We start from the raw sequence: 13,922 nt of genomic DNA, 5'->3' as shown, positions 1-13,922 counted from the left end.
TCCGTGGAGGATAATCCATTAAAGCTGCACTTAGTATTAAGGCAGAATACACGTAAAGCTTTAGAAGAGGAGCGCATGTTGAACTTAGAAAAAACGAAGCGCCGAATCCAGCAGATACTGTGGCATGTGGTTGGATTTACTTTTGCCGCGGTCTGGATCATTCCCTTCCTATGGGTGGTCAGAACGGCTTTTTTACCTAAAGACGTCGCTATCGATTCGGGCTGGTCTTGGGGCTTTACGTTCGAGAATTTGATTCATGTCTGGAATGGAGCGCCTTTTGGACGATTTTTAATGAATACATTGCTGGTGTGCGGTGTTGTGCTAGCTGTGCAACTCGTTACGATGACAATGGCTGCTTATGCGTTCGCACGGGTACGTTTCTTTGGAAAAGAGCTGCTGTTCCTGTTATTTTTGGTGCAAATTATGGTGCCGCCGGATGTTCTTATCTTTTCCAACTATCAAGTGTTGAACGAAATGGGTCTGCTGGATACCAAGCTGGGGATTATACTGCCTTACTTTGCCTCCTCCTTTGGAGTGTTTCTCTTAAGACAATCCTTTAAGCAATTACCCTATGAGCTCGATGAAGCTGCCCGGGTGGAAGGCGCCTCACGGCTGCGTATTCTTTCCAGAATCTATGTTCCACTGTCACGCCCGATTTATGTGTCCTTTGCCATCGTGTCGGTCAGCTTTCATTGGAATGATTTCTTGTGGCCGTTAATTGTAACCAATTCAGAGGAAAATCGCTTGTTAACTGTAGGATTGGCGATGTTCGCAAAAGCCACGGAATCAGGCGCACAGTGGTCTGATGTCTGCGCGGCTACGCTGATTGTCTCGGCACCCTTAATGATTGGATTTTTATTGTTCCAACGGCAAGTGATAGGTAGTTTTATGAGCTCTGGCATTAAAGGTTAGGAGGAGGCATTTATGAGGCTGGCGATTATCGGAGACTTACATTATCCGGACGAATTGTTAAACAACAAGGTTTTGATTAAAGAGGCACGAGATGCTTTTTACGAGCAATTTATGAATCTATTTTTGTCCATCCCAGCCGATTATCATATTTCTGTGGGAGATATGGTGCATGCAGGAGAATTTAGCGAATTTAATTATATCATGGGTAAGATTAAGGACAGCAAGCATTCCAGGCGTTTTCTACATGTTCTTGGCAATCATGATACGTACACTTATCCTAAGCAAGAAATCCTTTCCGTCACCCGGCAGCAGCGATACAGTGTGATTGAAGAGACCCATGCGATCATTATATTGCTGGATACCGCACGGGAAAATCGTGACGATTGGAGCGGAACGCTTGATGATGAACAGTTAGCCTGGCTCGAAGCACAAATGAAGCGGACTACAGATAAGCCACTATTCGTTTTTGGCCATCATCCCTTGTATAATACGACGGCTAGATCAACCGAACCGATGATGTCACTGGATCCCAGCTTGGATATTTGGCCGATATTGAAGCAGTGGCAAGGTGTGGGTTTTTATTTTAACGGCCATAATCATGTACATTCCATCGTTAGACAAGAAAACTGGCATTTCATTCAAACGGCCTCCATTCTGGATATTCCTGCTGCTCGAATTCTCACTGTGCTTGAAGATGAGATCCGGTTAGAGATGGTGAGTCTGGCGAGCGAGCAATTAAGTAAATGGTCTTCATTATTTACCCTCAGCATTTTTGATTATGAAAAATATCCGCAGGCTGAAGGGGAGGCGAGAGATCAGGAACTAATCATCAATCGACTTCAAAGGGACAGAAAGCAGGTGGACCAGCAATGAATCGCCAGCCAGTAAGATTAGCCATCGTAGGCGGGAATCGCGGGGCCAGTTTTATGAATGCACTATACTCTCTATCGGATCGGATACATCTGACCGCCACTTGTGACTTGAATGAGTGGGTGCTTAATCAATGGAAAGAGAAATTTCCGGACATCCGAACCTATCGGGATTATCATGAAATGTTAAAAGATTCGGCGATAGATGCAGTGTTTATCTTAAGCCCCATGCATTTGCATGCCAGACAATCTATGGATGCTTTAAAAGCGGGTAAGCATGTCCTAAGCGAAGTGATTTCGATCCAATCTTTAGAGGAAGCTTGGGAGCTTATCGAAACTGTTGAACAAACTGGACTTAAATATATGATGTCTGAAAATTACTGCTTCTCGCGCTCCAATCTGACGATTAAACATATGGCGGATCAAGGCATGTTCGGTGAAATTACTTATCTGGAAGGCGGATATATCCATGATTTACGTCACTTGACTCATCATCCGGATGGATCTCTGACTTGGCGGGGGCAATTACATCAGCAGTATAACGGGATCAATTATCCGACGCATTCTATAGGTCCAGTTGCGCAATGGATTAACCTCAATAAGCCTGAGGGTGATCGATTAAAAAGCGTCTCGTCTTTTGTTTCCAAATCTAGATCCTTACAATATTATTTCGGAGAGCATTATGGAAAAGATCACCCAGCAGCACGGGAGGGATTCTGGCGGCAAGGGGATAGCGCGGTTGCGGTCATTCAAACGGAAAAGGGTGTACTGATTGAGCTGCGTGTAGATTGGAGCTCTGTACGACCTCATAATAAAACTCATTATTTGCTGCAAGGAACTGAAGGGGCGTATATTACGGGCCGCCATCAGCAAGAGGAAGATTTGATCTGGTTCAGGAATCTTTCGCCCAAAAATATAGAGGATGGAGAGGAATTGTGGGAGCCGTTAAGCAGCTATCAGCCACTTTATGATCATCCAACATGGAAAAAATGGGGCGAATACGCTGCTGGGACGAAACATGGCGGAGGTGATTTTATGGTGCTTGAGGAATTCATTTCCGCGATTCAGGAGGATCGCACCCCTTCGGTGGACGTATATGATGCCGTTACTTGGAGCTCTGTGTTTACATTATCTATGGAATCTGTAGAGATGGGTGGGAAAGTTATAGCTTTTCCTGATTATAGATCGAAGGTGAGAATTTGACGGTGGAACAGGCCCTTTCCAAACTTGTAATGAAAAAAGAAATGCTGTCCGACTTGCCTGCTTTTCTCTGTCCTACCGGGTATCTAATTCGTCATTTCGAGCCGGATGATGAACGGAACTGGGAAGAGCTTATACGCCATTCTTTTACAAGAGAAGTTAAATTTGCGGATAAAATCAGTGCTCATGTGCCGTTTTATTCTGAGCGCTTGTTGTTCATTTGCCGCGGGAATCAGCCTGTAGCGACAGCTACGGCCTGGGAATTAGACAGTGGAGACCCTAAGAGCTGGTACTTGCATATGGTTGGAGTGCTTCCGGAATATTCTGGCAAAGGCCTCGGTTATGCTGTAAGTCTTGCTATTTTGCACAAAATAAGAGAATCAGGTGGAGCGGCAGCCTCTTTAGAGACCGATGATTTCAGATTGCTTGCCATCCGTATTTATTTGAAATTAGGATTTCAGCCGGTGTACTTAGACGATAGTCATCCTGGAAGGTGGGACCGAATCCTGCAAAGGCTTTGATTTTGACGATGATAAATGCTAGGAATTAGGGGGGCTATACGCCTCCTTATTTCATTCTTGCACCTACTGAAGGAGCTTGATTCAAGAATTAACTTGTCGTTAGGTTTAATTGCTGCTATAGTCATACTGACTTATTAAACGCGTTTAATAAGTCAGTATGACTATAGGTGAGAGGGTGGGAGAGCCATGGCGAGTGAGAAACGACTTCCTTCACAGCAAATGAAATCTGAAATTATCCGAAATATTCGAACAGCATTATTAGAACTAGGAAAAGCAACGAAGGCAGAGTTAAGCCATAAATTGCAATACAGTTTCCCAACGATAAGTAAATTTCTAATGCAGATGGAAGAGGCAGGGGAAATAACGGTCAGCGGTCTGGATGAGTCAAGTGGGGGAAGAAGGGCAATAAGATACACCTATAATCCGAATTATCGGTTAGGGATGGCTGTTTTTTTGGAAAAAAATGAAACCAATTATACCATCTATAATTGCATTGGCGAGGTAATCAAAGAAGGGAGTTTGCCCAGTATTCTTGAGGAAGATGTTAGTAAACTGGTCATGCTTATTGAAGATGAAAAAAAGGCCAATCCTAAAATCCATTCTGTGGCTATTGGAGTTCCAGGTGCGGTGAATCATGGGCAGATTTTTCTGATTCCGGGTTATGAGAAATATCAGAATTTAGATTTGAAAAGACACATAGAAGATCAACTATCTATTCCGACAATCGTGGAAAATGATATGAATGCCGCTGTAATCGGCTATATGACGCAACGAAATTTGAAAGAGAATATATCTCTAATGTATCTGTATTTAGGGAAAAATGGTCCGGGGGCTGGGATCGCGGTTAATGGTGAAATCGTGCGAGGAAAGACGTTTTTTTCAGGAGAAGTTCAATTTTTGCCACAGTATGATCATAAAAATTTCATAGAGGCATTAACTGGAGATCCTGGTGGATCAAATATGCAATCGAATCATAGTGTGGATGCGATTAGTCGATTAGTGGCTACTATGACTTCTATTTTGAATCCGCATTATATTATTTTTTGTGAGGATGAATTAGCTCCAGCCATGCTTAATCAAATCTATGAACGGAGTGCAATATACGTTCCGAAGGAGCATCTTCCAGCGTTAGCGGTAAGTAACTTGAAACGTGATTATCTGAATGGATTACAAAGTCTTGGATTAGGCTTATTAGTTTCACAACAAATAGATGAGAACAATTAAGGAGATAACTATGGCAACTTTTTTTCTTATTATTATTTATTTAGCATTTATTAGTTTAGGCTTGCCGGATTCATTGCTTGGCTCCGCTTGGCCAGTGATGAGAATGGACTTAAATGCTTCATTAGGTACTGCTGGAATTCTTTCGATGGTTATTGCAGTAGGGACAATTGTCTCCAGTTTGATGAGTGGTGTTATCCTTAAACGTTTTGGTACAGGGAAAGTGACTCTTATTAGCTGTATCATGACTGCTGTAGCGTTGCTTGGTTTTGCAGGGTCACCTTCGTTAGTCTGGTTAATTATTGCTGCAATTCCACTTGGTTTAGGTGCAGGATCTGTAGATGCCGGATTAAATAGTTATGTGGCTACGCATTATAAAGCCCATCATATGAGTTGGTTACACTGTTTCTGGGGAGTGGGCGCCACGCTGGGTCCTATTATTATGGGCTCTTTTATCTCTGGAGAAGGTCTATGGCGGCAAGGCTATCTTACGGTTGCTTACATACAATTGAGCTTAGTCATTATTCTATTCGTTACACTGCCCTTATGGGATAGAGTGGCTGGGAGCAATAACCACCCGAATGCTGAAAGTGATCCTGAGTTCAACCATCCGGAGCTAGAGCATGCCGCAGAGAACACAAAACCATGGAAATTAAGAGGGGTAAAGCTAGCAATGTTAACCTTTTTATTTTATTCTGCCATCGAAACGAGTATGGGCTTATGGGGGAGCAGCTTTCTTGTAAACATTAAAGACATTCCTGCATCAACTGCAGCGACATGGGTATCATTTTTTTATCTAGGGATTACCTTTGGTAGAATGGTGACGGGTTTCATTACTTTTAAAATGAGTAATAAACAGCTAATTCGATATGGCCAGCTCATTGCTTTAATCGGTACGGTACTGTTAGTATTGCCGCTTCCAACTATAGTTTCACTTGTAGGATTTATGATTATAGGTTTAGGGTTAGCCCCCATTTTTCCGTGTATGCTACATGAAACCCCTGTACGATTCGGGAAGAAACATGCTCAGTCGATTATGGGCTTCCAGATGGCAACAGCTTATACCGGCACCACGCTGATGCCGCCTTTTATCGGCTTATTAGCTTCGAAATTCACGCTGGGTATTTTTCCTGCAATGATCGTTTTTTTCGCCATCGTTATGCTCTTGTGTACAGAAAAGCTTAATCAATACTCAGCAAAAGTAAATGTCGGTTAAATTTGAATTGAATATATTACGGACTAACCCTTCATATATATAGCTATAGGAGGGGGGAGCTGTAAATGTGGTTGTTAATTATTATAGGTGTTGGATGTCTCTCCGGTTTTATATTGTTTAGAAAGAATATATTGGCCGCCGATCACGAACATTTTCAAGGACCGGAGAAATTGTCCATCATTATCCCCGCAAGAAATGAAGAATACAATTTGCGTTTTCTGCTCGGCTCACTCCAGCTCCAAACCATTGCCCCCTATGAAATTATTGTTGTGGATGATTTCTCGGAGGATCGGACCAAGGAAATTGCCGAAAGCTATGGAGTTAAGGTTATTGCCAACAGCAGTCTCCCTGAGGGATGGACGGGCAAGAGCTGGGCAGTCTGGAATGGGTATTTACAAGCCTCGGGCGATATTTTTGCTTTCTTGGATGCTGATATCCGGTTAAAGCCTAACGCTCTGGCCTCATTATTAAAAGCAAGGGAGCTATCGAAAGGTGTCATTTCGGTAGTTCCTTTTCATCATACAGAAAAGCTGTTTGAGAAACTTGCCTTAATCATGAATGTGCTGGGGATCTTCACATTCACCTCTGTTTTTGAAAAGAATAACGCTAAAAAAGGATTATACGGTTCGTGTATTCTAGCTTTAAGGCAGGATTATGAAAAAGTTAATGGCCATCAAAGTATTAGATCTGAAGTGCTGGATGATTTGTCTTTAGGAGAGAAGTTTATCGCGGCAGGTGTTCCCATTAGAAATTTTATCGGTTATGGCTTAGTATCTTTTCGTATGTATCCGAAGGGGATAAAAAGTGAGATTGAAGGCTTCAGTAAAGGGGCTGTCTTAAGCACCTCAACGTTAAGCCCGCGGACAATTATTCCAATCGCGCTTTGGGTGATCGGACTCATCATCTCAGAAACTGTGTTTATTTTTGCGAATACTTCATGGTTTATGCCTTTATTGATCGGTTATCTCCTTTATATGTTCCAGCTCTTTTATTTTATAAAATATGTAGGTGTATTTGGCATCGTTATTCCTGTATTTCACGTGGTGGCAACTGTTTTCTTTATCTTGATTATGCTTTATTCGATATATCAGGTCGTTTTTCTGAGGCATGTAAGCTGGAAAGGAAGGCAGATCCAGGTGGGAGGCCCTAGGGACTAATGATCATATTGTGGGTCGCGGGTTTATTTTTGTCGGGATCTCTTATGTTTTCCTATTGGCTTGGGCTGGCGCGTAAAAAGAATTTAAAGGTCATAGGCGACGGTAATCCGGGGGCTTTGAATCTCTGGAAGTCATCTGGCTATAAATTCGGAATTTTTGGGGTGTTGTTGGATTTTTTAAAAGGATATTTGCCTCTTTTATGGGTAATGGAAAGTCATTATAGTCAGGGTTATTTCATTATTCCGCTAGCCTTAGCTCCTATTGCCGGTCATGCCTTCTCTCTATTTCTTAAAGGAAAAGGAGGAAAGGCGATTGCCGTAACCTTTGGGGTATGGAGCGCGTTGACAGGATTCAAGGCCTCTTTAGCGTTAGCAGTTATCCTGGCAGTGTTGAAAGTGCTCGGCAGCGGGTACAAAAGCAGAGGGAATTCACCTGTCTCGGATGGTGTGCAAGTGGTTAGCGGAATGCTGCTCCTTTTTGTCTATTTGTGCATCAGTAAGTGGTCTGCTCCTATCCTGTGGGTATGGTTTGGGAGCTTTGTGATCCTTGTGTATACGCACAGGTTAGAATGGATTGCATGGGTGAAGGAATATTCAAAAAGGGAGCGGGGGCATTGAAGTTACTTTCTTTGTCGCGATAGATGTTTTGTATAGGTTAATAAACAGGTTTCCAGCGATTAATTTCGGGGAAGCCTGTTTTTTTTCGGTTTTATAAGATGCGTTATCTTTAAACAGAAGATTTTATAATGGCTAAAGTTGGTGCATTTTAGTATCTTTAATTATAATTGCTTTCAATTTAGAAAGTTACAGAGATAGGGTTATGAACTAAAGGGGGGCTTGTGATGAAGATCGGCGGCAGAGTAAGAAATGGAGGCACATGGTTTACCCATCTGATTTTTTCATTCACATTATTAGCCGTTGTTTTAATCGGACTTGTGGGCAGTTATCTGTATGTTCAGGCTAATCGCTTAATGGTGGATGAGATTGCCAGAGACAGTAAGCAACGACTGATGACTTCAAGTGATTTTGTGGAGAATACGCTGCTGCAAAAATACGAAAACAGTATCCGCAACCGAGCAGTGTCTACCTTGTCGTTAGAAAATCAGTCTATGCTGAATTATTTACTGGACAGTGAATGGGAAGGCAATACGAGCAGAATATTAGCTTTTCGCAAGGATCTCGAAATTTTCAAGCTTACTAATGAAGGCGTTTACAAAATATCCACATACTTCGAGAAAGGAAATTATATCATCGATAACAGCCAATTTTATTCGAAGCTGGACAATTCTCCAGATGCTTCCTTCTTGAAAACTTCAGTGACACCAGCCTTAAACCGCTGGACATATAGAACGTTATCGGATGAAGAAGAGGTGTTGACTTACGCAATCGCCCTTCCCTATGGTGCTTTATCAAAAACATCAACAGGCACCATGTACATTGACGTTAGCTTAGAATACATCAATAAAATGATTTCCAGCACGATGAGCTCGCCGATGGAAAAGCTATATGCTTTTGATGAAAAGGGCAGCCCTATTATCCATACGGGCTCGAACGTCGAAGAGGGGCTTAAGACTGCTAAGCAATGGATGAAGTCAGCAGGGAATAATAAGGAAATTCATTATAATAAACGCGACAAATATGTGTTGTCTTTTAAAAATGACCAAACCTCGAATAATCAATGGAAATACGTATTAATACGGCCTATGAATTCATTTGTATCCTCATCAAAGCAGCTGAAGAGCCAAATATTTGTCAGCTGTATCCTGGTATTGTTAATTGGGCTTCTATTCGCTTATTTGATTTCCAAACGTGTATATGTTCCGATGAAGAAGCTTGTTAACAATGTTCGCAGCTTTTATCATCCAGGCACCGTAAACTATTCGCATAATGAATTCGCTATTATTGGTAGTACAATCTCAAAGCTAGGTCAAAAAATCGAAACCTTAGAATCTAAAGCTAAAGTGAATGAACTAAAAAATCTGGTATTAGGTGCAGGCGTTGGCTCGGATTACTACGATTATTTACCTTTGCAATGTCATTACATGACTAGCTATATTCGTATAACTAAGGGAGATTGCGAGGAATTCAGGGCTTTTTATGAACAGCATGCTGCCTATAGCTTTTATAAATTCGTCAGCTTAAATACCCAGGAAGCGGCGCTTATCTATTTCAGTGAGTTGAATAAGGATCACGAAGAGCTGGAGCTTTTATTATTGAAGGAACTGGAGCTTATAAAAAATGTGTTGCCTGAGCAACTACACTTTGGAGCAGCGCTTGGATCGAAGGTTCAGGCACCTGAAGAAATCCCCTTTTCGTATCAAAATGCCTTACATGCCTATCGATATCGGTTTATCTATGGTTCGGAAGCTATTGCGCGGTATTCACATATCCCGCTTAACGATGTTGCGCCACACTTATTCTCTTTTGATCTTTATAAAAACGCCTTAAAGGCGGGCAATGACGTTACGATGAACAGGTTTATGGACGATTTCCAAAGGGTCATGGAGAAAGGTGATGTCCAATTGGAGACGGTTGAGTTAGGCCTGCTTCAGTTGGTTACGGTCCTGTATCAGACCATTATTGAGCTTGATCTGCAACAAATCGTTTCGCCTTCCAGTCTGTTCGATGAGTTCAAAAAGGAGACGTTGGCCGAAACCCTTGATTCCATTCGTGATTTATCGGCACAAATTACAGCTTATATTCAAGAGTCAGGAAACCACGCACATACAGAGATCATTCATAAATTAAAAATCTTTATCGATGATAATATTCAAGAGGATTTATCGCTAAATAAATTATCTGAGGTTGCTTCGTTGGCGCCATCGTATATTTCTACCTTGTTCGGAACCGTTATGAATGAATCGTTCACTGAATATGTAACCCGAGTGCGGTTGGAGAAGGCGGCTGATTTATTAAGAGAAAAAAAGCAGCTGTCCGTAGCTGAGATTTCTGCTCAGGTGGGTTATCGTAACCCGCAATATTTTCACAACAAATTCAAAACACGTTACGGAGTTACACCGGTCCAGTATAGGAACGCAGGCAATGCAAACCATTCGAACCATTCAAGTGCATAATTCTCCAATCCATGTGGAAAAGGCAATCGTCTCGCGATTGTCTTTTCTTTTGTTCGAAAAATTATAGCCCCAATACGAAGATAATTTACTGATTTTAATGAATTTACAATAGAAAAAGCGCTTACAATGCCCTAACGTAAGGGGTGTTCAGACACAGTCTTAACGCAAAATCGTATTCGGAAGGAGAAAACAACTATGAACCCGGCAAGCACTGCTGGCATTCAAAAACAGGGAGAGAATCTTAAGCCGAAAGTCTCGAGGTGGACACATACTTGGCGCCAATACAAAAAAAACAAATATTTATTCTTATTACTAGCTCCCGTGATCATCTGGTATACCGTATTTGCTTATGGCCCGATGTATGGCATTCAACTGGCTTTTAAAGATTATTTTATTCGTGATGGAATTTGGGGAAGTCCTTGGGTCGGCTTAAAGCATTTCGAATATTTGTTCACAGCTTCACCCGACTTTTTGAAAATCATTAAGAACACGCTTATTATCAGTTTTTACCATATCATTTTTGGTTTTCCTGCACCGATCATATTGGCTCTGTTATTTAACGAACTTAGGTTTTCCTTCTTCAAGAAGGTTGCACAGACGATATCCTATTTACCCCATTTCTTATCCTGGATCGTTATTGGGGGGATATTGATCGCTTTGTTATCTCCGAATTCCGGTGTGGTCAATTATATTATTCAGTGGCTCGGCTTTGATCCCATTTACTTTTTAGGCAGCGAGAAATATTTCCGCTTTACGCTCGTTATGTCAGGGATATGGAAGGAAATCGGCTGGGGAACGATTATATACTTAGCAGCATTAGCAAGCATCGATTCCCAAATGTACGAAGCTGCAGTTCTGGACGGAGCCAATCGCTGGAAACAAACGTTATTTATCACCATTCCTTCGATCCTGCCGGTGATTGCTATTCTGCTTATTCTTCGGGTAGGGAGTGTGCTGGATGCTGGCTTCGATCAAGTCTTAACACTTTATTCACCAGCTGTATATGGGGTGGCGGATACGTTAGATACTTATGTGTACCGGATAGGTCTGCAAAACTTTCAGTTCAGTCTAACGACGGCTGTTGGATTATTTAAAAATGTGGTGGGTCTTATCCTGGTGTTATTTGCTAACTTCATAACGAAAAAAATGGGGCAGGAAGGTCTTTATTAATGAATGAATGTAAGGAAGGAGTAACTACAATTGAAGCTATCCACTGGTGAAAAAGTATTCCAAGTCTTTCTAATCCTATTTGTAATCATTCTTTGTATTACGATGATTTATCCCTTCTTGCATGTGCTTTCTATATCGTTTAGCACCCCTGCGGAAGCACTACGGCCGGGAATTCATTTCTATCCCAAAGAAGTTTCCTTCTTTGCTTGGAAGCGTGTACTGACAACAGATACGGTCTGGCAAACGATGGGGAATACGGTTTTCCGCACAGTTGTAGGAACAGTTCTGACACTCGTGTTTCTGTCACTGGGAGCATATCCGCTATCTCGTAAATATTTGCCGCACCGGGGATTTTATACAATGTTCATTGTCGTAACGATGTTTTTTGGCGGCGGGCTTATCCCTACCTATCTGCTAATCAAAAGTCTGGGACTTATAAATTCGTTATGGGTTTATATTGTCCCCGGCCTGCTCAGCACGTTTAATCTTCTGCTCCTGCGAAATTTCTTTATGGGTATACCGGAGGAACTGGAGGATTCAGCTAAAATAGATGGGGCTAATGATATGCGGATCTTATTTACGATTGTTATTCCGCTGTCGAAGCCTGTTCTAGCAACATTAGCCCTATGGACTGCAGTAGGGCACTGGAACGCTTGGTTTGATGCAATGTTGTATATGCAGGATCAATCAAAGATTGTACTGCAGCTTTTCTTAAGACGGCTTGTTATTTCAGCCGAAGGAGATCCGATGTTACCACTTCCTACCAATGAGCAGGCTCCTGAAATGGTCAAAGCGGCTATTATTATGTTTACAGCGCTGCCTATATTAATGATCTATCCATTCCTGCAACGTTTCTTCGTCAAAGGAATTATGGTTGGATCACTTAAGGGTTAGAAGGCTTAGAACGGTTTAAACAGTCCGCTATATCCGCGGGCTGTCTAAATATATAGATGAACAAAAAAAGGGAGGAAATAAAAGAATATGAGGCATACATCCAAGAAATGGTTGGAAATTGCTGCGATAGCCCTATCGGCTTCACTTGTCATGAGTGGTTGCGGCGGGAATGCGGCGAATAATAGCACTAACGAAGCGAAGGCGACGAATCAAGGTCAAGGGGGGGCATCAGCAGCTGAAGCTCCGATTGAAATTATTTGGGCGAACAACTTTAATACGCCAGAAGAAGACGGTAACTATGTGCAAACCGAGCTCGAGAAGAAATTTAATGTAAAAATCAAAAATATTAAATTGGAACGTGGAACTTGGAAAGAACAATTTTCGGTGCTTCTAGCTTCTGGAGATATTCCTGATATCTTCCCGGTCGATGCAAACGAAACGGATATGGTGCAATGGGCAGATCAAGGGATTATTGCGACGATTGATAAGGCTGAAATTGAATCCCTGATGCCGAAATATGCAGCAGCATTGGATTCGGTTGATTCCGGGGCATGGGGCGTAGGCTTATACAACGAAAAAAACTGGGGGATCCCGAAAATTTGGCCAGGTGGTCTTGATGGATTTATTCCGGGCTATAATGAAGCCTGGCTGAAAAATATTGGCTACTCAGAACCTCCAAAGACCCTGGAAGAGCTTGAGGATGTACTCACCAAATTTGTTAATGAAGATCCGGACAAAAATGGGAAGAAGGATACTTACGGCTTAATCGGCCGCGGCAAGCTTCCAGAGCAATTGTTCACAAGTGTATTCTCAGCATTTGCTGTTTCCCCTTATCAGTTCAAGAAGGATGCTTCCGGGAACGTAGTTTATGGAGGCATTACAGAAGAGACGCGATCAGCATTGGCGTTATTGAGCAAATGGTACAAAGCAGGTCTGATTGATCCTGAATTCATAACTAGTGATAATAACGAAATCAATATTAAATTTGCTGATCAAAAAGTGGGTATGGTTGATAACGGGAAGTGGGGAAATTTTTATAAAGAATCTGGGTTTGTCGCAAAACCTGGTCTAGAGAAAGGTCAAATATTCGTGCCTGGCAAGCCGTTTACAGCCCCAGATGGCGTTGCTTATTCTTTCGCGTATGGTGCAAGACAAGCACCGGTATTGTTCGGTGTTCAACTCGAAAAGGATGAGAAGAAACGTCATAAGATTATGGAAATTCTCGAATATGTGTCTACGGATTCCGAAGGTTTTCTGCTGACAGGTTTCGGTCAATTGGGTGTGAGCTATGATATGGAAGGGGACCTTGCCATTCCAAAAGCGGATGAAGAGGTTAGTGCTCCGAAGATGGGAGCAGGTAATTTCTATAATCCACTTAGCTCCACAGACACTTCAATGGAAAAACATACGGTAAAACAAGAATTGCTAGATTTGAGAGACAAGATCACTCCAGGTGTTACACCATTGCTAGATGTACTGGGACCAGCGGTATTAACAAGCAAACCCAAGTATTGGGGCAATCTGAAGACGTTGCAAGATACGTTTGTTATCAAAGCAGTTACAGGAGAAGCGAACACGGGTAAAGATTTTGATAATTTCAAGGATAGCTGGCTAAAGGCCGGAGGTCAGGAAGTAACGGATGAGGTAAATAAAGTGCTGGCAGATCGTAAATAGCAGGGTTCGCTGATT

General features: G+C 42.1%; 12 protein-coding genes. All 12 read left to right on the top strand.

Annotated features, from left to right (window positions below):
• Nucleotides 1-3: 3 nt before the first annotated feature.
• The 12 genes from NST58_RS19235 to NST58_RS19180 all read left to right on the top strand — a co-directional run bounded on the left by NST58_RS19235 (nt 4) and on the right by NST58_RS19180 (nt 13,907).
• On the top strand, nt 4-912 hold the full coding sequence (locus tag NST58_RS19235; protein ID WP_256717181.1) for a carbohydrate ABC transporter permease: 909 nt from the start codon (nt 4-6) through the stop codon (nt 910-912).
• Between the two features lie 12 nt (nt 913-924).
• Nucleotides 925-1,785 (top strand): metallophosphoesterase, encoded by an 861-nt coding sequence (locus NST58_RS19230; protein ID WP_339187493.1) that lies wholly within the window; start codon nt 925-927, stop codon nt 1,783-1,785.
• The gene (locus tag NST58_RS19225; protein WP_339243868.1) at nt 1,782-2,984 is read left to right on the top strand and encodes a Gfo/Idh/MocA family oxidoreductase; all 1,203 of its coding nucleotides are present in this window, start codon (nt 1,782-1,784) and stop codon (nt 2,982-2,984) included. Before NST58_RS19230 ends, NST58_RS19225 begins: the two co-directional genes overlap by 4 nt.
• A gap of 2 nt (nt 2,985-2,986) precedes the next feature.
• Nucleotides 2,987-3,502: a GNAT family N-acetyltransferase gene (locus tag NST58_RS19220; protein WP_339248787.1), complete on the top strand. Its 516-nt coding sequence runs from the start codon at nt 2,987-2,989 to the stop codon at nt 3,500-3,502.
• 186 nt (nt 3,503-3,688) lie between these two features.
• Nucleotides 3,689-4,726 carry an ROK family protein gene (locus tag NST58_RS19215; protein ID WP_339243865.1) on the top strand — a complete coding sequence of 346 codons (1,038 nt, stop codon included), beginning with the start codon at nt 3,689-3,691 and terminating at the stop codon, nt 4,724-4,726.
• Nucleotides 4,727-4,736: 10 nt separating this feature from the next.
• Entirely contained in the window at nt 4,737-5,939 is a 1,203-nt protein-coding gene (locus tag NST58_RS19210; protein WP_076129845.1) for an MFS transporter, read from the top strand.
• A 65-nt stretch (nt 5,940-6,004) separates the two neighbouring features.
• Nucleotides 6,005-7,096, top strand: a complete 1,092-nt coding sequence (locus tag NST58_RS19205) for a glycosyltransferase family 2 protein (protein WP_339243863.1) — start codon at nt 6,005-6,007, stop codon at nt 7,094-7,096.
• On the top strand, nt 7,096-7,713 hold the full coding sequence (locus NST58_RS19200; RefSeq protein ID WP_339243861.1) for a glycerol-3-phosphate acyltransferase: 618 nt from the start codon (nt 7,096-7,098) through the stop codon (nt 7,711-7,713). The genes NST58_RS19205 and NST58_RS19200 overlap by 1 nt, the downstream gene beginning before the upstream one ends.
• 224 nt (nt 7,714-7,937) lie before the next feature.
• Nucleotides 7,938-10,169, top strand: a complete 2,232-nt coding sequence (locus NST58_RS19195) for a helix-turn-helix domain-containing protein (protein WP_339243860.1) — start codon at nt 7,938-7,940, stop codon at nt 10,167-10,169.
• Between the two features lie 195 nt (nt 10,170-10,364).
• Nucleotides 10,365-11,339, top strand: coding sequence for an ABC transporter permease subunit (locus tag NST58_RS19190; protein WP_076217808.1), 975 nt, complete (start codon nt 10,365-10,367; stop codon nt 11,337-11,339).
• A gap of 30 nt (nt 11,340-11,369) precedes the next feature.
• The gene (locus tag NST58_RS19185) at nt 11,370-12,233 is read left to right on the top strand and encodes a carbohydrate ABC transporter permease (protein WP_076129850.1); all 864 of its coding nucleotides are present in this window, start codon (nt 11,370-11,372) and stop codon (nt 12,231-12,233) included.
• A gap of 87 nt (nt 12,234-12,320) precedes the next feature.
• Nucleotides 12,321-13,907: an extracellular solute-binding protein gene (locus NST58_RS19180; protein WP_076277781.1), complete on the top strand. Its 1,587-nt coding sequence runs from the start codon at nt 12,321-12,323 to the stop codon at nt 13,905-13,907.
• Nucleotides 13,908-13,922 lie beyond the last annotated feature (15 nt).

The sequence above is a fragment of the Paenibacillus sp. FSL R10-2796 genome (assembly GCF_037965315.1).
Classification (GTDB): Bacteria; Bacillota; Bacilli; order Paenibacillales; family Paenibacillaceae; genus Paenibacillus_AQ; species Paenibacillus_AQ odorifer.
This window is presented reverse-complemented; position numbering and strand designations above follow the sequence as displayed.

Coding starts and splice junctions, on each gene's coding strand:
- NST58_RS19210 (WP_076129845.1), top strand. CDS start 4,737: ATGGCAACTTTTTTTCTTATTATTATTTATTTAGCATTTATTAGTTTA.
- NST58_RS19200 (WP_339243861.1), top strand. CDS start 7,096: ATGATCATATTGTGGGTCGCGGGTTTATTTTTGTCGGGATCTCTTATG.
- NST58_RS19195 (WP_339243860.1), top strand. CDS start 7,938: ATGAAGATCGGCGGCAGAGTAAGAAATGGAGGCACATGGTTTACCCAT.
- NST58_RS19205 (WP_339243863.1), top strand. CDS start 6,005: ATGTGGTTGTTAATTATTATAGGTGTTGGATGTCTCTCCGGTTTTATA.
- NST58_RS19215 (WP_339243865.1), top strand. CDS start 3,689: ATGGCGAGTGAGAAACGACTTCCTTCACAGCAAATGAAATCTGAAATT.
- NST58_RS19225 (WP_339243868.1), top strand. CDS start 1,782: ATGAATCGCCAGCCAGTAAGATTAGCCATCGTAGGCGGGAATCGCGGG.
- NST58_RS19180 (WP_076277781.1), top strand. CDS start 12,321: ATGAGGCATACATCCAAGAAATGGTTGGAAATTGCTGCGATAGCCCTA.
- NST58_RS19230 (WP_339187493.1), top strand. CDS start 925: ATGAGGCTGGCGATTATCGGAGACTTACATTATCCGGACGAATTGTTA.
- NST58_RS19190 (WP_076217808.1), top strand. CDS start 10,365: ATGAACCCGGCAAGCACTGCTGGCATTCAAAAACAGGGAGAGAATCTT.